Below are 21,164 nucleotides of genomic sequence, written 5' to 3'. Positions count from 1 at the left end.
CGTCCTGAAATCGAGAAAAAATGTCCAAGCTCATCTCCAAATGGAACTACCCCACCACCGTCCGCTTCGGCGCCGGGCGCATCAAGGAATTGCCTGAAGTCCTGGCGGCCACCGGCATCAAGCGGCCGCTGTTCGTCACCGATCCTGGCCTGGCGAAACTGCCGGTCGTCGCCTCGACCCTGAAGATTCTCGACGATGCCAAGGTCCCTTACGGCGTCTTTTCCGAGGTGAGGCCGAACCCGGTCGAGTCCAATCTGACCGCCGGCATCGCCGTGTTCAAGAAGGGCAAGCATGACGGCGTCATCGCCTTTGGCGGCGGCTCGGCGCTCGATCTCGGCAAGCTGATCGCCTTCCAGGCCGGCCAGGTCAGGCCGGTGTGGGACTTCGAGGATGTCGACGACTGGTGGACGCGCGCCAATTCGGATGCGATCGCGCCGATCATCGCCGTGCCGACCACCGCCGGCACCGGATCGGAAGTCGGCCGCGCTGGCGTCATCACCAACGAGGCGACGCACACCAAGAAGGTCATCTTCCATCCCAAATTGTTGCCGGCCATCGTCATTGCCGATCCGGAACTGTCGGTCGGCATGCCCGGCTTCATCACCGCCGGCACCGGCATGGACGCGCTGGCCCACTGCCTCGAAGCCTATTGCGCGCCGGGTTACCATCCGATGGCCGACGGCATCGCCGTCGAAGGTGTCAGGCTGGTCTTCGAGAACCTGCCGAAGGCTTATGCCAACGGCACGGATCTCGTCGCGCGCGCCCATATGATGAGCGCCGCCGCCATGGGTGCCACCGCCTTCCAGAAGGGGCTGGGCGCCATCCATTCGCTATCGCATCCGGTCGGCGCGCTCTACGATACCCATCACGGCATGACCAATGCGGTGTTCATGCCCTATGTGCTGGCCTTCAACCGCGACGCCATCGAGGTGCGCATCGCTCGGCTCGCTGCCTATTGCGGCATCAAGGGCGGTTTCGACGGCTTCGCCAAGGCGATCATCAAGCTGCGCAAGGAGTTGAAGGTGCCGCATGCGCTGCCCGGCCTGATCAAGGGGCTCGACATGGACAAGAAGCGCAAAGAGCTGATCGCCGACATGGCGGTGGTCGATCCGACCGCCGGCGGCAACCCGGTCAAGCTGACCAGGAAGGCGGCGCTGACCTTGCTCGAAAACGCAATCGCCGGCACGATCTGAGGCGTTTTCGGCACAGGAATTTGATTTGGAAAAGGGTAGAAAACCAAGGGGGAGGGATGACGGGCAAGACTGAAACTAGTTAGCCGGAAAAAGAATCGCGAGGCGATTGCTACAACCGGTTAAAAAGAGTTTACTTTTTCGCACTGCGAGCAGCCGGTTTCACAAAGCTTTCATCTGGCTGTCACATGAAAACGATACCGCATCGCAGGCGTCCAACGGCGTCAGTTCAACGGAGAGAACACATGTTCAAATTCACGGGGAAAGTGCTTTCCCTTTCGGCCGCGACCCTCATGGTGTCGTCGGTGATTTCGTCCGCGGCTTCGCTGGACGATCTCGTCAAGGCCGCCAAGGCCGAAGGCCAGCTCACCACCATCGCTTTGCCGCATGACTGGTGCGGTTACGGCGACGTCATCGCCGGCTTCAAGGCGAAGTATCCGGAAATCACGGTCAACGAACTCAACCCCGATGCCGGCTCCGGCGACGAGGTCGAGGCGATCAAGGCCAACAAGGACAACAAGGGCCCGCAGGCGCCCGACGTCATCGACGTCGGCCTGTCCTTCGGCCCGTCCGCCAAGAAGGATGGTCTGATCCAGCCCTACAAGGTGTCGACCTGGGACTCGATCCCCGACAGCGCCAAGGATGCGGAAGGCTATTGGACCGGCGACTACTATGGCGTGCTGTCCTTCCAGGTGAACAAGGATATCGTCAAGAACGCGCCGGCCGATTGGGCCGATCTGCTGAAGCCGGAATTCGCCAACACGGTCGCACTCGCCGGTGATCCGCGCGCGTCGAACCAGGCTATCCAGGGCGTCTATGCCGCTGGCCTGTCGACGGGCGCCGCCGCCGGTGAGGCCGCCGGCACCGCTGGCCTCGACTTCTTCAAGAAGCTCAACGCCGCCGGCAATTTCGTCCCGGTCATCGGCAAGGCCGCGACGCTTGCTCAGGGCCAGACCCCGATCCTGATCACCTGGGACTACAACGCGCTTGCCGGTCGGGACACGCTGAAGGGCAACCCGCCCGTCGACGTCGTCGTGCCGAAGACCGGTGTCGTCGCTGGTGTGTATGTGCAGGCGATCAGCGCCTACGCGCCACATCCGAACGCAGCCAAGCTCTGGCTCGAATACCTCTACTCCGACGAAGGCCAGATCGGCTGGCTGAAGGGCTATTGCCACCCGATCCGCTTCAACGATCTCGCCAAGAACGGCAAGATCCCGGCGGACGTGCTGGCCAAGCTGCCGCCGGCGGCATCCTATGCCGCGGCCGTGTTCCCGACGCTCGACGAGCAGGCCAAGTCCAAGGAAGCCATCACCAAGAACTGGGACGCCGTCGTCGGCGCCAACGTGAAGTAAACCTACACCATACCGGGCGGTCCAGAGGCCGCCCGGTCCTTCTCTCGAAGACGGTAGCCGGCGCATGACCGATATCTCAATGTCCGACCACGCTGTTACCGGGAAGACCGCGCCTCCCGCCGAGGCACGCAGCATGAGGCTGCCGACGCAGTGGCTTGGCGTTGCCCCTTTCTTCATCTTCGCCATCATGTTCCTGATCCTGCCCACGCTCTATCTGATGCTGGGCGCATTCCAGAACGATGCCGGCGAGTTCACCTTCGAAAATATCGCAGCACTGGCGCAGCCCTCGATCGTTGCCGCCTATTGGATTTCGATCAAGGTCAGCCTTGCCTCATCGCTGATCGGCGCCTTCGCCGGTCTCGCCATCGCCATCGCCATCGTGCGCGGCGGCCTGCCGGAGTGGATACGCTCGGCGACGCTGACCTTCTCCGGTGTCGCTTCCAATTTCGCCGGCGTGCCGCTGGCCTTCGCCTTTATCGCCACGCTCGGCCGGCTCGGCCTTGCCACGGTGGTCCTGAACACCTTGTTCGGCCTCAATATCTACGCCCACGGTTTCAACATCCTGTCGTTCTGGGGGCTGACGCTGACCTATGTCTACTTCCAGATCCCGCTGATGGTGGTGATCATCGTGCCGGCAATCGACGGCTTGAAGAAGGAATGGGGCGAGGCCGCCGCGACGCTCGGTGCAACCATGGCGCAATATTGGCGCATGGTGGTTATCCCGGTGATCTGGCCGAGCTTCCTCGGCACCGTCATCCTTTTGTTCGCCAACGCCTTCGGCGCCATCGCCACTGCCTATGCACTGACCGGCTCGTCGCTCAACATCGTGCCGATCCTGCTCTATGCGCAGATCCGCGGCGACGTGCTGCACAATGCCCATCTTGGCTACGCGATCGCCTTCGGCATGATCTTCATCACCGGCCTTGCCAATGTCTTCTACATCTGGTTCCGGACCCGTTCCGAGAGGTGGCTGAAATGAAGTCGGGAAAGTTCTGGGCCTGGGTCGTTTTTGCGTTTGGCGCGGCCTATTTCTTCATTCCGCTGATTGCGACCGTGGAGTTCTCCATGCGCATGCGGCGTGGCGTGTACTCCTTCGACGCCTACAAGGTCGTGCTGGGCGATGCCCGCTTCCAGGCCACCTTCGGCTATTCGGTGCTTGCCGCGGTTTTCACCATCATTCTGGGCGTGCTGATCGTGGTACCCGCCGCCTACTGGATCCGGCTGCGCCTGCCGCAGCTGCGGCCGATCGTCGAGTTCATCACCCTGCTGCCGCTGGTCATCCCGGCCATCGTCATCGTTTTCGGCTATATCAGGATGTACGGTTCGAATTCGCCGCTGCCGTTCCTGGCCAGCGACACCGGTACGAACGCCCTGCTGGTCATCGGCTATGCCACGCTGTCGCTGCCCTATATGTACCGTGCGATCGACACCGGCCTCAGAACCATCGATGTGCGCACGCTGACCGAGGCGGCGCAGATCCTCGGCGCCGGCTGGTCGACGATCATCACACGCGTTATACTGCCCAATGTGCTGATCGCGGTGTTGTCGGGCGCGTTCCTGACCTTCGCCATCGTCATCGGTGAGTTCACCATGGCCAGCCTGCTCAACCGGCCGGCCTTTGGCCCGTACCTGCAGAACATCGGCGCCAACCGCGCCTATGAGCCGGCAGCCCTTGCCATCATCGCCTTCGCCATCACCTGGGGCTGCATGTCACTGATCCAGATTCTGTCCCGCTTCGCGCCGAGATCGGCGAACCGCCCCAACTGATCGAAAAGTATTGATCGAAAGAACAACACCATGGCCGACCCGTTCCTCTCCATCCAGCACGTTCGAAAATCCTTCGGTGCCACCACGGTGGTGGAGGATTTCAATCTCGACGTCGAGCGTGGCGAATTCGTCTCGTTCCTCGGACCATCGGGCTGCGGCAAGACCACCGTGCTGCGCATGGTGGCCGGCTTCGAGGAGCCGACCGCCGGCAAGATCGTCGTCGGTGGCAAGGACATCACGAGGCTGAAGCCCAACCAGCGCAATGTCGGCATGGTGTTCCAGGCCTATGCGCTGTTCCCGAACCTGACAGTGGCGCAGAACATCGGCTTCGGCCTGAAGGTCGCCGGCATGCCCAGGGCGGATATCGATGCCCGTGTCGCCGAGATGCTCGGCATCATCAAGCTGCCGCAAATGGCGGACCGCTATCCCTACCAGCTCTCGGGCGGCCAGCAGCAGCGCATCGCCTTGGCCCGCGCCATCGCGCCGAAGCCGAAGCTCCTTTTGCTCGACGAGCCGCTGTCGGCGCTCGACGCCAAGGTGCGCGTGTCGCTGCGCGAGGAAATCCGCTCGATCCAGAAGAAGCTCGGCATCACCACCATCTTCGTTACCCACGATCAGGAAGAGGCGCTGTCGATCTCGGATCGCATCGCCGTCATGTATGGCGGCAGGGCCGAACAGGTCGGCACGCCGTTCGAGATTTACAACCGGCCGGCAACCAAGTTCGTCGCCAATTTCGTCGGCACGCTGAACGTGCTCGAAGGTACCGTCACCGATGCCTCGACCGGCAAGGTGCAGGTCAACACCCAGGAAGTTTTGCTCAAGGGCAAACTCAACGGCTCGAAGTCCGGCGATACGCTGTCGCTGGCGCTGCGTCCGGAAGCGATTTCGCTCGGCCGCCAGCCCGGCCGCGACTCCAGCCTCTCCGGCGAGATCTCCGAAGTGCATTTCCTCGGCTCGGTCATCCGGGTCCGGGTCGGCATCGGCGGCAACACGGTTTCGCTGGACACGTTCAACAGCCCAGCGGCGCCGCCGCCCGCTGTCGGCGAAAAGGCAGAGATATCGTTCTCCTCGAGCGATATGCTGGTGCTGCACTAAGCTTGCGTTGATATTCAGGTGATGCGGGCCTGCAAAGGACGGCTTTCTGCGCTTCCGGTGCTAATGGACCCAAACGTCCGCTCCGCTCCGGTTCTCGAAAGCCATCCAGTTTGGTCGCTTTGCACCCGTCTTCGACTCCGTCTCGGCTTGGCCTGAATCTCAACACACCTTGGACGCGGCCAATCGGACGCACTCCAACACGGAGGATCTCGCGCGATCCGCAAGTGAATCCGCAGCGGAGGTCATGTCACTGCTCATTTGCATTGACTTTGGCACTGCCAATTACCCTGTTCCATCGCTACGTTGAAGCATGGCCCTTTTCGAACTGACCCTCGCCCTGCTGCTGATTGCCGTTGCGCTGACCGCGTTGTCGCGGCGGCTGGAGATTCCCTATCCTTCGCTGCTCGCTCTGGCAGGCGCCGGTCTCGCTTTCGTGCCTGGCGCGCCGACGATCGAGATCGACCCTGAGCTGGCGCTGGCGTTGTTCATTGCGCCGGTGCTTCTGGATGCCGCCTACGACACATCGTTGCGGGATCTCAACCGCTATCGGCTGCCGCTCGTGGCTCTGGCGCTCGGCGCCGTCATCTTCACCACGGCGATCGTTGCTTTCGTCGGCTGGAAAATGGCCGGGCTGCCGATTGCCGCGGCGATAGCGCTGGGCGCCATCGTCGCGCCACCCGACGCGGTGGCGGCGTCCGCCGTGCTCAGCCAGTTCAAGGTGCCGCACCGCATCACCGCCATCCTGCAGGGCGAAAGCCTGCTCAATGACGCGACCGCGCTGCTGATCTATCGCATCGCGGTCGCCGCGGCACTCGGCCCGGTCCTGTTGAGCAATGCGGCGCCGATGATCGCGCTGTCGACCGTCGGAAGCCTTGCGGCCGGCTATGTGCTCGGCCGCTTGTCTCTTGCCACCCTGGGCCACATCGAAGACGCAGCAAGCAGCACTGTGGTGCAATTCGCGGGAACTTTCGGGGTCTGGATCCTGGCTGACAGGCTGGGTCTTTCGGCCATCATCACCATCGTCGTTTATGCCATGACCATTGCGCGCAGGGCGCCGCGCCGCATGTCGGCAAGGAGGCGCGTCAGCTCCTATTCGGTCTGGGAAACGGCGGTCTTCGTGCTCAACGTGCTGGCCTTCGTGCTGATGGGCCTGCAGGCGCGGTCGATCGTCGGCCGGCTTTCAGGCGAAGGGCAAGGCGACGCATTTGTTTTCGCTGCAATGGTGTTGGTCGTCGTCATCGTCTCGCGCCTAGTCTGGGTGCTGGGTTACGGCGTCATCACGAGATCGTTTGCCCGCTCCGGCAGTGAGGACCAAAGGCAGAAAGCGCCATCGTTTCGCGGTGGCGTGCTTATCGGCTGGTGCGGCATGCGCGGGCTGGTGACGCTGGTCGCGGCGATTGCCTTGCCGGCCAACTTCCCCGGTCGCGATCCGATCGTGCTTGCCGCCTTCGCGGTCGTCCTTGGCACGCTGGTGCTGCAAGGGATGACGCTGAAGCCGCTGCTGCGCCTGCTCAACCTCGATCCAGACACGACAGTCGACCGCGAAGTGGCGCAAGCGCGTGTCGCCATCATGCAGGCCGCGCTCAACGTGTTGAGCGGCAAGACATCGAATGCGGCTGCTGCCGTGCGAGAACAATATACGGCCCAGCGCACCATCGCCGAAAACCCGGAAAACGCGCAGGCGGCGACGGAGTATGACCGACTGCGTCTCTATGCCATCAACAGTCAGCGCGACGCGCTTGAGGAATTGCGCCGAAGCGGCACGATCGGCGATGAGGCCTATCACCGCCTGGAGGAAGAGATCGACTGGTCGGAACTGGCGGCATCGCCGGCGGGCCGGTTTCAATCGTTGACGACCTAGCCGCTGGTCCAGCCACGCCGTCCGCCCTGCACATTGCAACCAATCCGCCGAACCGTTACTGCCATCAACGAAATTGAGCCGGATAAGCAATGAAGCTGGTCAGCTACAACATCCAGTACGGGTTCGGCGGTGACGGCCGCTACGATCTTTCGCGCGCCGCGCGCATCGTCGCCGGCGCCGACATCATTGCGCTGCAAGAGGTCGAGAGGCACTGGCAGCGCAGCAATTTCGACGACCAGCCGGAGCTGCTTTCCCGCCTTTTGCCTGACTATCACTGGGTATACGGTCCGGCCTTCGACATGGACGCCAGCGAACGGCGCGACGGCCGCCTCGTCAACCGCCGCCGGCAGTTCGGCACCATGGTTCTGTCGAAACCGCCGATCGTCTGGTCACGGCTGCACACGCTGCCGATGCGCCGCACGCTCCGGCCGCTCAACACCCGCAACGCGGCGCTCGAATGCATGATCCGTACACCGGCTGGCCCAGTGCGGGTGCTGTCATTGCACCTCGCCCATATCGCGGTTGAAGAGCGGCTGGAGCAGATCGACCATCTGCTTGCCGAGCATCGCCGGGCGCCGTCCGACGGCGGGCCGTGGAGCGGTGTCGATGACGAGCCTTCGCGCAACTGGACCAGCGGCGAACCAGAGCCGGAAAATCCGCTGGCGGCGATCTGGATGGGCGATTTCAACATGGAGCCGGGCAGCGCCGAGTACAACCGCATCGTCGGCGGCACGCCCTATCATCGCGGCGCCGCCTACATTGACGGTTTCGTCGATGCCGCCGCGGTCGCCAGCGAGCCGGCCAAAGATTTCCACACCCATGTGAAGACCATCGACGGCAGGCTGGCAAAGCGCCGGCTCGACCATTGTTTCGTCGGCGGCATGTTCGCCGGTCGGGTGCGCTCGCTCGGCGCGGACATCGGTGAGGTTGCGTCGGACCATTTCCCGCTGCGGGTCGACATCGATCTCGAAACGCCGCTCGCCACGCAGCGTCGCGGATGAGCCGCCGATGACCTTGTTTGTCTTCTTCGCGGTGCTTGCCGCCGCCGCCATGCACGCGATCTGGAACGCGCTGGTCAAGGTCCATCTCGACCGCTTCCTGTCGATCACGCTGATGACGCTCGGCATGGGTGCAGCGGCGCTGGTGGTGCTGCCCTTCGTCGAAGTGCCGAAGGCCGAAGTGTGGCCCTACATCATCGCCTCCGTCATCTTCCATATGGGCTACCGGACCTTCCTGATCGGCGCCTACAAGGCCGGCGATTTCGCCCAGACCTATCCGCTGGCGCGTGGCACCGCGCCGCTGCTTGCCGCCTTTGGCGGCATGTTCGTCGTTGCCGAGATTCCAGGCCCGTTCGCCATTCTTGGCATTTTCCTGCTGTCGGCCGGCACGCTGGTGATGTCGTTTCGCGGCGGTGCGCATCTGGAAAAGCTGAACCTGCGCGCGGTCGGCTTTGCGCTGGGCACCTCGATCTTCATCGCCAGCTATACGCTCTCCGACGGCAGCGGCGCGCGGCTGGCCGCCACGGCGCAGAGCTATGCCGCCTGGCTGTTCATCTGCGATGCGCTTGGAGCGCTGGTGCTGTGCCTCATCTTCCGTGGGCCGAAAGCGCTGCCGGTGCTGGCGCGTGATTGGAAAACAGGGCTGTTCACCGGTGTGCTCAGCGGTGCGGCCTACTGGATCGTGATGTGGGCGATGACCAAGGCGCCGATCGCCTCGGTGGCGTCGCTGCGCGAAACCTCGATCCTGTTCGCCATGATGATCTCGGTCTTCGCGCTCGGCGAGAAGATGACCGGCTGGCGCGGTGCCGCCGCGCTCAGCATCGTCGCCGGTGTCGTCGCGCTGCGACTGGGTTAGAGCATGATCCCGAAAAGCGGAATCCGGTTTTCGGAAAAGATCATGCTCAAGCACAGAGATAGAGCCCCATCCCGCTTCCATCGGGATGGAACAGGCTCTGCCGTCAGCTCAGCACCGTCATCACCTGGCCGCGTCTTTCCGGGCTGAAGCGGATGACGACGATGATGCAGACGGCGACCACGCCGGCAAAAAGCGCCAGCGCGTAGCCATAGCTGCCCCCAGGGGCTTCGGCGATGCCGGCCTGATAGGGGCCGCCATAGGACGCGGCGAGATTGCCGGCCTGATAGATGAAGCCGGGCAAGGTCGCGCGCACCGCGCCGGGCGAAAGCTCGTTGAGGTGCACCGGGATGACACCCCAGGCGCCTTGCACCGCGATCTGCATGATGAAGGCGCCGATGGCGAGCATGAAAGGCGTGGTGCTGAACGCCCACAGCGGAATCGACGGCAAGGCGATCACGCATGCCAGGGTAATCGCGTTGACGCGGCCGATCTTCTCGGAAAGCGCGCCGAACGTCAGACCGCCAACGATGGCGCCGAGATTGGCAACGATGGTGATCCAGCTCACCGTATGCGGGTCGAAGCCATGCTGCTTCTTGAGGAAGGTCGGATAGAGGTCCTGCGTGCCATGGCTGAAGAAATTGAAGAACATCATCAGCACGACCGCATAGAGCGCGACGCCCCAGTGCTTTTGCAGCGTCTCCAGCAGCCCCGGCCGGGCCGTCTTCTGCGCCTCGACGAAGGCCGGCGATTCCGGCACATGCGAGCGGATGAACAGCACGACCAGGGCCGGGACGAAGGAGAGCAGGAACATGGCGCGCCAGCCGACCGTGTAGCCGCCGATCGTCTGTTGATAGAGCAGGCCATAGACCACCGCCGCCAGGAGGTAGCCGGCCGGGTAACCGCATTGCAGGATGCCCGAAACCATGCCGCGCGCGCTTGGCGGGATGGATTCCATGGCGAGCGAACTGCCAAGGCCCCATTCACCGCCCATGGCGATGCCGAACAAAGCGCGCAGTGCCAGGAAGACGCCGAGATTGGGCGAGAAGGCAGCCAGTGCGCCAATCACCGAGTAACTGACGATGTTGAGCATGAGGATGGGCTTGCGCCCGTATTTGTCGGCAAGCATGCCGAAGAAGAACGCACCGATGAAGCGCGTCGCCAAGGTCAGGAACAGCGCCTTCGAGACTGCCGGAACGTCGGTCTGGAATTCAGTCGCAATATCCGTGAGCAGGAATGTCAGAAGGAAGAAATCAAAAGCGTCGAGCGTCCAGCCCAGAAATGAAGCCAGCACGGTTTTCTTCTGCTGCGCATTGAGATTCAAGGCGTCCTCCTTTGCCACCCCCCGAGCAACGATATGTCGCCCGGTCGGCAAAAGAGAACAGCGATCAGCCGGCTTTCGAAACGCCGGCGGTCACTTTTTCGTAAGATCGAGGTCGAAGACCATCAATCCGTCGGCGCCGCCTTCGAGTGCCGCAACCAGGCGGGCGCCGGCGCCCTGGTGCGCTTCATGCACCAGATAGGCGTCGCGGGCCGCGGCATCGCGGAAATCGATGGTGAAGCCATGGCTGAAGCCGCGTGCGAACGGCTCGGGGCTGACATTGGCGCTGAACTTGACCGCGTCCATGCCGTCGATCACCTGTCGCAGCGCCTCGAGGTCGGCATGGATCGCCTTGCGTTCACCGGCGCCGACCTCATTGCGGAATTTGACGAAGACACAGTGCCTGATCATTTCTTGCTCCTACGCCGCCCGGTTTCCGGAAAACACCGCCGGCGGCAGCGGCTCACGGCCGAGGACCAGGTCGGCGCCCTTTTCGCCGACCATGATGGTTGGCGCATTGGTGTTGGAGGAGGGCACGCGCGGCATCACCGAGGCGTCGCAGACGCGCAGGCCCTCGATGCCGCGCAGCCGCAGATCCGGCGTCACCACGGCCATGTCGTCGTGGCCCATGCGACAGGTGCCGACGGGATGATGGTCGGTCTTGGAACTGCGGCAGGCATAGTCGAACAGCTCGTCGTCGCTGGCGAGCGACGGGCCGGGCAGCACTTCGCGCAGGACGTAAGGGGCGAGAGCTTTCTGCCGCATGATCTCGCGCGCCAGCCTCAGCCCCTTGATCGACATGGCGCGATCGTAGGGATCGGACCAGTAGTTCGGATCGATCAGCGGATGGTCGGCCGGGTCGGCGCTCTTCAGGCGCACCGTTCCGCGCGAGCGCGGGCGCAGGAACGCCGAGTTCAAGGTGACGCCGGGGTTGTTGAGCTTCTCGACGCCGGCCTCGATGCCGGAGCCGAGGCCGAGATGGAATTGGATGTCGGGCGAGGCGGCGGTCGGGTCGGCGTACCAGAAGCCGCCGGTCTCGAACAGGCTTGAGGCCACCGGCCCCTTTTTCAACAGCAGATATTGCAGGCCGGCCCAGGCCGTGCGGTGCAGCTTGGCGTAGTTGTCGTAGGTGTGGTCGCCGGTGCATTCGGCGATGACGAACAGGTCGAGATGGTCCTGCATGTTGGAACCGACGCCGGGCAGGTCATGAACCGGCGTCACTCCGACCGCTTTCAGATGGTCGGCCGGACCGATGCCCGATTGCATCAACAGCTTCGGTGAGCCGATGGCGCCGGACGAGACGATCACCTCGCGCTCGGCACGCAGGATTTTCTTCTGCCCGCCGGGCCTGTCGACGATTTCGACGCCGATGGCGCGGCCCTTCTCGACGACGATGCGGGTCACCAGCACATCGGTGCTGACGGTGAGGTTCTTGCGCGCACGGATCGGCCTGAGATAGGCGACCGAGGCGGACGAACGCCGGGCATCCTTCTGGGTCAGCTGGTAATAGCCGACGCCTTCCTGGCTGGCGCCGTTGAAATCCGGGTTGAAGGGAATGCCCATCTCCTGGCCGGCGCGGAAGTAGGCCTCGCAGATCGGCAGCGGTGAAATCGGGTTAGACACGCCGAGCGGACCCTGGTCGCCATGAAAGTCATTGGCATAGCGCTGGTTGTTCTCGGCGCGCTTGAAATAGGGCAGCACGTCGCGATAGCCCCAGCCGGCGAGACCCTCCTCCTTCTCCCAGGCGTCGTAGTCGCGGGCATTGCCGCGCGTGTAGATCTGGGCGTTGATGGAAGAACCGCCGCCGATGACCTTGGCCTGCGTGTACCAGAAGACGCGGTCCTTCATGTGCTTCTGCGGCACCGTCGACCAGCCCCAGGAGGCGATGCCCTTGGTCATCTTGGCGAAGCCCGCCGGCATGTGGATGTAAGGATGCCAATCCTTGCCGCCGGCTTCCAGCAGCAGGACCTGGTGCGCCGGATCCTCGCTCAACCGGTTGGCCAGAACGCAGCCGGCCGGGCCGGCGCCCACGATGATGTAGTCGGTCATGACACAGTCCATTTACAGTCGCGGCACGGAGAGGGCGCCGTCGACATTGATGATCGAGCCGGTCGAAAAGCCAAGCTTGCCGCCGGCAAGCGTCGCCACCACGGCACCGATGTCCGACGCTTCGCCCCAGCGCTTCGCCGGCACCAGGCCGCCGTCGATCAAGGCGCCATATTTGGCGGTGACGCCTGATGTCATGTCGGTGCGGATGATGCCCGGCCGTACCTCGAACACAGCGATATCTTCGGCGGCGAGCCTGAGCGCCAGGTTCTTCACCCACATCGACAGCCCGGCTTTCGAGATGCAGTAGTCCGGCCGTTCCGGCGACGCCATTTCGGCGCTGACCGAGGTGATGGTGATGATCGATTTGGGGTGATCGCCCGGTGTGGCCAGCATCGCTCTGGCCACTGCCTGGCTGAGAAACACGGTGCCGCGCAGATTGATGCCGAGCGTCCGGTCGAAATTTTCGGGCTTGAGAGCCAGGAGGTCGCCGCGCACGACAGCACCGACGCCGGCATTGTTGACGAGGCAGTCGATGCGGCCGAAGGCGCGCATCGCGCCATCGACCAGCGAAGTATGGTCGCCGAGATCGGCGATGTCGCAGCTGACATAGGCGAACTTCGTGCCGCGCGCGACGATGTCCTTCGCAAGTTCGGCCGGTGCTTTTTCAGCAAGGTCGGCGACGAGGATGTCGAAGCCGGCATCGGCAAGCGCTTGGGCACAGGCAAGGCCGATGCCGCGCGCGCCGCCGGTGACGATGGCTGTGGGGCGGATCATATGAATATGCTTCCTTGGATGTCAGCACTGCCCCTCATCGCCCTGCCGGGCACTTCTCCCCGTATAGTGACGGGGAGAAGGACGCCTTCATCGCCGGCTTCGCCAATGGCAAGCGCTGCAAAAAAAGCGTCGAGGTTGCGGTCAGCGGGCTTCTCCCCGTAAACGGCAGGGCGATCGCATATGGGAAGCCGAGGTTTTCGCCCTACGAATACCCCCACCCCTAACCCCTCCCCACAAGGGGGACGGAGACTCGCGTAGGCGCTGATCTCGGCAAACTGCCGAAGTTCGACGCCGAGTATGATGGACAAAGGCGCGCGGCAGCATTCCCTCCCCCTTGTGGGGAGGGTTAGGGTGGGGGTCCTTCTTCGCAAGAACCCATATGCGATTGCCCTGCCGTAAACGGGGAGAAGGTGCCGGCAGGCGGATGAGGGGCGGCGCGGACCGATCATGCGGCAAGCTCCACCTTCCTGATGTGGTCGGCGACACGCAGCGCTTGCGCGGCGATCGACAGCGCCGGGTTCACGGCGGCCGAGTTCGGCAAGAAGCCGCCATCGACGACGAACAGGTTCGTGTGGTCGAACGACCGGCAGAACGGATCGAGCGGCGACGTCGCGGGATCGTCGCCCATCTTCACCGTGCCGCACTGATGCGAGGGCGTGCGTTTGTCGAAGGGGCGCGACAGCACGATCGGATAGCCGCAGGCGCGGAAGTTTTCGCGCATCACCTTGGTCAGCCCGTCGAGCGACTGCATGTTGGAGCGTCGCCATTGCATGATGATGTCCTTGCCGTCGACCATGATGCGGCTTTCGGGATCTGGCAGGTCCTCGCACATCAGGTACCAGTCGACGGCGTGGCCGGCCATGAAGTCGAGCGCGAATTTCGGCACTCGCTTGACGTTGGCCTTCAGCATGTTGCCGTCGATCTTGCCGAGAAGCTGAACATTGCCGAGCGGCTTGCCGCCCTTGCCGTCGGACAGATAATAGTCGTTCAGCATCAGTGTCTTCTGGTAGACGGCATCGTTCCTGCGGCGCGGGTCGATCGCCAGCATGGCGCTGGAATTGTGGTTCATGAAGTTGCGGCCGACCTGGTCGGATCGGTTGGCGAGCCCCTTGCCGTCATAAGAAGGCGAGCGCAGCAGGATGACGGCGGAATTGACCGCTCCCGCCGAGAGGATGACCAGCTTCGGCGTTACTTTCTTCAACGCGCCATTCTGGCGGTAGTGAACAGCTGATATGGTTTTGCCGTCCGCCGAGGCCTCGAGATACTCGACATAAGCGCCGGTCTCTAACGTGATGTTCTGGTCGGTCAGCGCCGCCGTCAGCGGTCCCGTCTGCGCGTCGACCTTGCCCTGGCCGGTGTTCGGGAAAGCATCCCAGCCGGTCTTGCCGTCCTTCAGCCAGCTGTCGATGTCGACACCGAGTGGCAGCGAGGCCGGATGCAGGCCGAGTCCCCTAAGCTCGGCGCGGGCGCGCGCGATGGGCGCCTCGTCGGGCACGGGCTTGAAGGCGTAGGGGATCGAGTGGAACGGCTCGGTCGGATCCTCGCCCAGCGTGCCGCGCACGCGAAACAGTTGCTCGGCCTTCGAATACCAGGGCTCGAATTCTTCGTAGGAAAACGGCCAGGCCGGCGAAACGCCGCCGAAATGCTCCATCGCGGCAAAATCTTCCCTGCGGTAGCGGATCAGCACCGCGCCGTAGAATTTCGAATTGCCGCCGACATAGTAGTAGTTGCCGGGATTGAAGGCCGCGCCGCCGGCCTCGCGCCACATCTCCTTCGGCCGGTAGTGGCCGTCGACGAAGATGGAACGCGTGTCGCGCGCATGCGGCGTTGCCGGCAACGGTTCGCCACGCTCCAGCATCAGGATATTCGCGCCGCTGCCGGCAAGGCCGGAGGCGATCGTGGCGCCGCCGATGCCGGAGCCGATGATGACGATGTCCGGATTTGCCATGGCCGTCAGCGAATGCGGTTCTCGGTCGCCGGATCGAAGAACACCGCCTTGGTCAGGTTGAAGGCGAGCGGCGTGTTGGTGCCGGGCTGGATGTTGGCGTCGGCGCGCAACCGCGCCACCACGCCCTTGCCGCCGAGATTGGTGACGGCAAAGGTGTCGGAGCCGGCCGGTTCGACGACCTCGATGTGACAGTCGGCGGTGGCGATGTTGGAGGCGTTGCGTTCAGCACCTTCAGGATCGGTCAGCGCTTCCGGACGGACACCGAAGATGATCGGCTTGCCCTGGAATGCCGACAGGCCCGCCGGTGCGTTGGCCATCGGCAGCGAGATCGGCTCGCGCGCCTCGCGCTGCAGCACGACGGACAGCGCGTTGCCATTGGTGCCGATCGTCGCCGGGATCAGGTTCATCGCCGGTGAGCCCATGAAATCGGCGACGAAGAGATTGGTCGGGTTGTTGTAGATTTCGGCCGGCGTGCCGAATTGCTGCACCTCGCCGTCGCGCATCACGGCGATCTTGGTCGCCAGCGTCATCGCCTCGATCTGGTCGTGGGTGACGTAGACGATGGTGGTGCCGGTGGTGGCGTGCAGGCGCTTGATCTCGATGCGCATGTCGACGCGCAGCTTGGCGTCGAGGTTGGACAGCGGCTCGTCGAACAGGAACAGTTTCGGGTCGCGCACCAGCGCCCGACCCATGGCGACGCGCTGGCGCTGGCCACCGGACAACTGGCTTGGCTTGCGCTGCAGGAGGTGGCCGATCTGCAAGACCTTCGCCACCTTGTCGATCGCCTTCTGGCGCTCCGCCGCCGGCACGCCTCGCATCTCCATGCCGAAGGAGATGTTGCCGGCCACCGTCATGTTCGGATAGAGCGCATAGCTCTGGAACACCATGGCGATGTCGCGCTTGGACGGATGCAGATCGTTGATGGCGCGGCCGTCGACACGGATTTCGCCAGAGGTGATCGTCTCCAGGCCGGCGATGGTGTTCAGAAGCGTGGACTTGCCGCAGCCGGACGGGCCGACCAGCACCAGGAAGCCGCCTTTATCGAGTTCGACATCGATCCCCTTGAGGATCTCGACCTGGCCGAAGCGCTTTCTCAGACCATCAATTTCCAGAAAAGCCATCAGATTATCCTTTGACGGCGCCCGCCATCAGACCGCGCACGAAATAGCGGCCGGCGAGCACATAGACGAGAAGGGTTGGGAGTGCGGCGATCATCGCGGCCGCCATGTTGACGTTGTATTCGACGACGCCGGTCGAGGTGTTGACGACGTTGTTGAGCGCCACCGTCATCGGCATGGCGTCGCCGGTGCCGGCATAGGCGGAGGCGAACAGGAAGTCGTTCCAGATGTTGGTGAACTGGTAGATGACGGTGACGACGAAGATCGGCATCGAGTTCGGCAGCATGATGCGGCGGAAGATCTGGAAGAAGGAGGCGCCGTCGACCTGCGCGGCCTTGACCAGTTCGGTCGGGAACGCCTCGTAATAGTTGCGGAAGAACAAAGTGGTGAAACCGATACCGTAGACGACGTGGACGAAGACGAGATTGACCGTCGGGTTGCCGAGGCCAAAGCTCGTTCCGACCGAGTTCCGCAGCGACACGCCGAAACGGCCGAGGCTGCCGAGAATGGTCGCCATCGGCAACAGCACCGACTGGAACGGGATGAAGCAGGCGAACAGCATCAGCCCGAACACCAGCGTTGCGCCACGGAAGCGCCATTTGGTGAGCACGTAGCCGTTGAGCGCGCCGAGCATGGTCGAGATCAGAACGGCCGGAACCACCATCTTGATGGAGTTCCAGAAATAGCCCTTGATGCCGGCGCAGGTGAGGCCGACGCAGGTCTCGCCCCAGGCCTTCAGCCACGGGTCGAAGGTCGGCGCCCTGGGCAGCGCCAGCATGTTGCCGTTCTTGATCTCGTCCATGGTCTTGAACGAGGTCACCAGCATGACGAACAGCGGCATCAGGTAGAACAGCGCGAACAGCGCCAGCAGCCCGTAGATGACGATGCGGTTGATGATCTTGACGTTGACACCGCCGGAGACCTGGCGGGCGGGCGTGGTGACGGCGCTCATCGCGGCTTCTCCCGCAGTTCGGAATAGAGATAGGGCACGATGATGGCGACGATGGTCATCAGCATGATCACGGCGCTGGCCGAGCCGACGGCCATCTCGTTGCGCTTGAAGGTGTATTCATACATGAAGTTGGACGGCAGCCAGGCCGAGCCGCCGGGGCCGCCGCTGGTCAGCGCGACCACCAGATCGTAGGATTTGATGGCGAGGTGCGCGAGCACGATGAAGGCCGACAGGAAGATCGGCCGCAGCAGCGGGATGACGATGCGGCGATAGAGCTGGAAGGTGGTGGCGCCGTCGATCTGCGCCGCCTTCATGATCTCGCCGTCGATGCCGCGCAAGCCGGCCAGGAACATCGCCATGATGAAGCCAGAGGCCTGCCAGACGCCGGCGATGACCACGGTGTAGATGACAAAATCCTTGTTCTTGATCCAGTCGAAATGGAAGCTCGTCCAGCCCCATTGATGCAAGGTCTGCTCGAGGCCGAGGCCCGGATCGAGGAACCATTTCCAGGCGACGCCGGTGACGATGAAGGACAGCGCCATCGGGTAGAGATAAATCGGCCGCAGCACGCCTTCACCACGGATCTTCTGGTCGAGCAGGATGGCCAGGAACAGGCCGAGCGCCAGGCAGATGAAGATGTAGAGAAAACCGAAAATGCCCATGTTGGTGATCGACGTGTACCAGCTCGATGGCGGGTCGGTGTCGAAGGTCCAGCCCCACAGCCGCTGATAGGCGCGCGAGCCGGTGATGACATAGGACGGGAAGGTCTTGGAATTGGTGAAGGACAGATAGATCGTCCACAGGATGAAGCCGTAGACGAAGACAATGGTGATGGCGAAGCTCGGCGCCAGCACGATCTTCGGCAGCGCGTCCTGCAGGCGCGAGCGCACCGAGGCGCGCGGACGGGCGTGCTCCGGCGTCAGCTTGATCTGGCTTGTCGCTACCGTGCTCATAGGGCTCCTCCCGTCGACGCGAGGCCAACCAGGTTCTCGGATCGGAGCCTTCCCCGCCGGAGCGGGGAAGGCGTTTTTGGGTGCGTGATGCTTACTTGGCGTCGTCGATTGCCTTGACCAGTTCGGTCACGGCCTCGTCGGAGGTCTTGATCTGACCATGGACGAACTTGGAGACGACGTCCTTATAGGCATTGGCGACCGCCGGAGGCGCGCCATAGCCCTGGGCCAGCGAGCCGAACAGCGTGCCGCCGTCATTGGCTGCCTTCAGGTCGGCGATGCCCTTCTTGCCGCAAGCGTCGAAGTCGGTGTCAGGCACGTCGGTACGGGCCGGAACCGAACCCTTGACGACGTTGAAGGCCGACTGGAAGCTCTTCGACAGGGTGGCTGTGGCCAGTGCGATCTGGGCGGCCTTGCGGTCTTCCGGAACGTTGAACATGCCGAACATGTCGGAGTTGTAGATCACTGAGCCGTTGGTGCCCGGGAAGCGATAGCACAGGAAGTCCGTGCCCGGGGTTTTCTTGGCGGCGTGGAACTCACCCTTGGCCCAGTCGCCCATGACCTGCACCAGGGCGTCGCCCTTGATGACCATGGCGGTGGCAAGGTTCCAGTCGCGGCCCGAGAAGTTCGGGTCGACATAGGTGACGAGCTTGGCCAGGTTGTCGAACGACTTCTTCATCGTATCGGACTTGAGCGAAGCGTCGTCGAGGTCGTTGAAGGCCTTCTTGTAGAACTCAGGTCCGCCGGTCGACAGCACGACCGAGTCGAACATGGTGGCTTCCTGCCAGTTCTGGCCGCCGAGAGCGAGCGGGATCACGCCTGCCGCCTTGGCCTTGTCGAGGAGTGCCACGAATTCGTCGAAGGTCTTCGGCTCGGTGCCGCCGATCTTGTCCATGACGGCCTTGTTGATCCACAGCCAGTTGACCGAGTGGACGTTGACCGGAGCCGCGACCCACTTGCCTTGATAGACCGAGAACTTCTGCAGGGCCGCCGGAACCGACTTGTCCCAGCCTTCCTTCTTCGCCGTCTCGGTCAGGTCGCCCATGACGCCGGCCGCCGCATAGTCGAGCACGGTGTAGCCGAGCATCTGCGAGGCGGTCGGGTAGTTGCCGGCCGCGACCATTGCCTTCAGCGCGGTCATGGCGGCGTCGCCGCCACCGCCGGCCACCGGCACGTCCTTCCAGGCATAGCCTTCCTTGGCCAGATCGCCCTTGAGGACGTTGAGAGCAGCCGCTTCGCCGCCCGACGTCCACCAATGCAGCATCTGGACTTCCTTGACGTCCGCGGCATGGGCCGCGAACGCAAAGCTCGATGCCAAAGCCGTTCCGATAAGCAGTTTGCGCAACATGTACTTCCTCCCTTGTTGCATCTACACGACCGGCGGATGCCCGCCGGGTTCTTCTCAACTCAGCCGACCCACCATCCGGTGCGCTGGCCGCGATGAAACTGGATTGTCTTTTCCTCGGTATAGTCCTCGACGGCGCGTTTGCCGAGTTCGCGTCCGATACCGGACTGCTTGTAGCCTCCGAATGGCAGTTCGGGATAACCTTCCATGAACGTGTTCACCCAGACGGTTCCCGAACGCACCCCACGCGCCACCGACATGCAAGTGTCGATGCTGGCGCTCCATACGCCCGCCGACAAACCATAGGGCGTGTTGTTGGCGATGTGCAACGCCTTTTCAATCGATTCAAAGGTCAGCACAGAAAGCACCGGGCCGAACACTTCCTCGCGGGCGATGGCCATATCCTCGGTGACGCCGCGGATGATGGTCGGATCGAGATACTGGCCGGCATTCGAGGCCAACTGCCTGCCGCCGGTGTAGACGCTGCTGCCGTCGTTTGCCGCTGCCGCAACGTAGCCGGCTACCTTGGTTAGGTGGTCGGACGAGATCATCGCGCCGACCTTGGTTCGATCATCGAGCGGATCGCCGACCGTCACCTTGGCGGTGAGCGCCTTGACCGCGCTGAGAAATTCGTCGGCAATAGCCTCGTGCACGATCAGCCGGCTGCCGGCATTGCAGCATTCGCCGGCATTGAAGAAGCCGCCGAACACGGCCGCGTCGGCGGCCGCTTCGAGGTCCGCGTCCGGAAAGACGATCTGGCCGTTCTTGCCGCCAAGCTCCATCGAGACTTTCTTCAGCGACTGCGCGGCCGAGGCCATGGTCATCTTGCCGACGCGCGTGGAGCCGGTGAATGACACCATCTCGACCAGCGGATGGCTGACCATCGGCGCGCCGACATCGGCGCCAAGACCGGCGAGGATATTGACGACGCCGGCGGGCAGGCCGGCCTGCATCAGGATGTCGCCGAGGACGAAGGTCGAGGCCGAGGTCATTTCGCTCGGCTTGACCACCGCCGTGCAGCCGGCGGCGAGCGCGCAAGGGCAGTTTCTGGCTGACGATGAGGAACGGGAAATTCCACGGTGTGATGATCGAGACGACGCCGATCGGCTCGCGCAGCACGACGCCCAGCATGGCGTCGCCGAGATTGGCGTAGGATTCGCCGTGCAGCGTGCGGGCAAGCGATGCTGCATAGCGCCAGATGTCGACGGCACCACCGATCTCGCCACGCGCCTGGGCGATCGGCTTGCCGGATTCCAGCGCGTCGAGCCGGGCGATCTCTTCCAGCCGCGCTTCGATCAGATCGGCCGTCTTGAGCAGGATCGCGGCGCGCTCGGCCGCCTTCATGCGCGGCCATGGACCGGTCTCGAAAGCCCTGTGCGCGGCCTGCATCGCGGCTTCCACGTCGGCCTCGCCGGCCTGTGCATAATGCGAAACGGTGAAGCCATGGCCGGGGCTCTTGCGCTCCAGCGTGCGGCCGTCGCGGGTATCGACATGCTTGCCGTCGATCAGCAGCCGATAGGTTTTCGGTGCCGCAGATGCCTCGGCGGGCATGATGATGTTAAGAGGGGCGTTCATCTTGGGTTCGGAATCC

General features: G+C 63.4%; 17 protein-coding genes and 1 pseudogene. 8 read left to right on the top strand and 10 right to left on the bottom strand.

Annotation, left to right across the window (positions count from 1 at the left end; all coding sequences use genetic code 11):
* The first annotated feature begins 20 nt into the window (after positions 1-20).
* The 8 genes from BPNPMPFG_RS15530 to BPNPMPFG_RS15495 all read left to right on the top strand — a co-directional run bounded on the left by BPNPMPFG_RS15530 (position 21) and on the right by BPNPMPFG_RS15495 (position 9,119).
* Positions 21-1,193, top strand: coding sequence for an iron-containing alcohol dehydrogenase (locus BPNPMPFG_RS15530; protein ID WP_258596333.1), 1,173 nt, complete (start codon positions 21-23; stop codon positions 1,191-1,193).
* Between the two features lie 242 nt (positions 1,194-1,435).
* Complete coding sequence (locus BPNPMPFG_RS15525) at positions 1,436-2,542, top strand: ABC transporter substrate-binding protein (RefSeq protein ID WP_258596332.1); 1,107 nt, start codon at positions 1,436-1,438, stop codon at positions 2,540-2,542.
* Positions 2,543-2,606: 64 nt separating this feature from the next.
* On the top strand, positions 2,607-3,521 hold the full coding sequence (locus BPNPMPFG_RS15520; protein ID WP_413776861.1) for an ABC transporter permease: 915 nt from the start codon (positions 2,607-2,609) through the stop codon (positions 3,519-3,521).
* Positions 3,518-4,309, top strand: coding sequence for an ABC transporter permease (locus BPNPMPFG_RS15515; protein WP_258596331.1), 792 nt, complete (start codon positions 3,518-3,520; stop codon positions 4,307-4,309). Before BPNPMPFG_RS15520 ends, BPNPMPFG_RS15515 begins: the two co-directional genes overlap by 4 nt.
* Positions 4,310-4,339: 30 nt before the next feature.
* On the top strand, positions 4,340-5,404 hold the full coding sequence (locus BPNPMPFG_RS15510) for an ABC transporter ATP-binding protein (protein WP_258596330.1): 1,065 nt from the start codon (positions 4,340-4,342) through the stop codon (positions 5,402-5,404).
* A gap of 310 nt (positions 5,405-5,714) precedes the next feature.
* Complete coding sequence (locus BPNPMPFG_RS15505) at positions 5,715-7,265, top strand: cation:proton antiporter (RefSeq protein WP_258596329.1); 1,551 nt, start codon at positions 5,715-5,717, stop codon at positions 7,263-7,265.
* 89 nt (positions 7,266-7,354) lie between these two features.
* Positions 7,355-8,266: an endonuclease/exonuclease/phosphatase family protein gene (locus BPNPMPFG_RS15500; RefSeq protein ID WP_258596328.1), complete on the top strand. Its 912-nt coding sequence runs from the start codon at positions 7,355-7,357 to the stop codon at positions 8,264-8,266.
* Positions 8,267-8,273: 7 nt separating this feature from the next.
* Positions 8,274-9,119: an EamA family transporter gene (locus BPNPMPFG_RS15495; protein WP_258596327.1), complete on the top strand. Its 846-nt coding sequence runs from the start codon at positions 8,274-8,276 to the stop codon at positions 9,117-9,119.
* Positions 9,120-9,222: 103 nt separating this feature from the next.
* On the opposite strand, the gene BPNPMPFG_RS15490 is transcribed toward BPNPMPFG_RS15495, so the two are convergent.
* The 10 genes and pseudogenes from BPNPMPFG_RS15490 to BPNPMPFG_RS15445 all read right to left on the bottom strand — a co-directional run bounded on the left by BPNPMPFG_RS15490 (position 9,223) and on the right by BPNPMPFG_RS15445 (position 21,148).
* Positions 9,223-10,440 (bottom strand): MFS transporter, encoded by a 1,218-nt coding sequence (locus BPNPMPFG_RS15490; protein ID WP_258596326.1) that lies wholly within the window; start codon positions 10,438-10,440, stop codon positions 9,223-9,225.
* A gap of 90 nt (positions 10,441-10,530) precedes the next feature.
* Positions 10,531-10,848, bottom strand: coding sequence for a Dabb family protein (locus tag BPNPMPFG_RS15485; RefSeq protein ID WP_258596325.1), 318 nt, complete (start codon positions 10,846-10,848; stop codon positions 10,531-10,533).
* Between the two features lie 9 nt (positions 10,849-10,857).
* Positions 10,858-12,486 (bottom strand): GMC family oxidoreductase, encoded by a 1,629-nt coding sequence (locus tag BPNPMPFG_RS15480; RefSeq protein WP_258596324.1) that lies wholly within the window; start codon positions 12,484-12,486, stop codon positions 10,858-10,860.
* A 12-nt stretch (positions 12,487-12,498) separates the two neighbouring features.
* Entirely contained in the window at positions 12,499-13,260 is a 762-nt protein-coding gene (locus BPNPMPFG_RS15475; protein WP_413776860.1) for a 3-ketoacyl-ACP reductase, read from the bottom strand.
* Positions 13,261-13,705: 445 nt separating this feature from the next.
* The gene (locus BPNPMPFG_RS15470) at positions 13,706-15,208 is read right to left on the bottom strand and encodes a GMC oxidoreductase (protein WP_258596323.1); all 1,503 of its coding nucleotides are present in this window, start codon (positions 15,206-15,208) and stop codon (positions 13,706-13,708) included.
* A 5-nt stretch (positions 15,209-15,213) separates the two neighbouring features.
* Positions 15,214-16,329 (bottom strand): ABC transporter ATP-binding protein, encoded by a 1,116-nt coding sequence (locus BPNPMPFG_RS15465; RefSeq protein WP_258596322.1) that lies wholly within the window; start codon positions 16,327-16,329, stop codon positions 15,214-15,216.
* A gap of 4 nt (positions 16,330-16,333) precedes the next feature.
* Complete coding sequence (locus BPNPMPFG_RS15460) at positions 16,334-17,278, bottom strand: carbohydrate ABC transporter permease (RefSeq protein WP_258596321.1); 945 nt, start codon at positions 17,276-17,278, stop codon at positions 16,334-16,336.
* The gene (locus BPNPMPFG_RS15455) at positions 17,275-18,231 is read right to left on the bottom strand and encodes a carbohydrate ABC transporter permease (RefSeq protein ID WP_127290550.1); all 957 of its coding nucleotides are present in this window, start codon (positions 18,229-18,231) and stop codon (positions 17,275-17,277) included. The genes BPNPMPFG_RS15460 and BPNPMPFG_RS15455 overlap by 4 nt, the downstream gene beginning before the upstream one ends.
* A 91-nt stretch (positions 18,232-18,322) precedes the next feature.
* Positions 18,323-19,576 (bottom strand): ABC transporter substrate-binding protein, encoded by a 1,254-nt coding sequence (locus BPNPMPFG_RS15450; protein WP_258596318.1) that lies wholly within the window; start codon positions 19,574-19,576, stop codon positions 18,323-18,325.
* Positions 19,577-19,635: 59 nt separating this feature from the next.
* A pseudogene (locus BPNPMPFG_RS15445) lies at positions 19,636-21,148 on the bottom strand (aldehyde dehydrogenase family protein).
* Positions 21,149-21,164 lie beyond the last annotated feature (16 nt).

Source organism: Mesorhizobium sp. AR07 (genome assembly GCF_024746815.1).
Lineage (GTDB): Bacteria > Pseudomonadota > Alphaproteobacteria > Rhizobiales > Rhizobiaceae > Mesorhizobium.
Note: the sequence above shows the minus strand (reverse complement) of the source record. Positions and strands in the feature narration are given on the sequence as shown.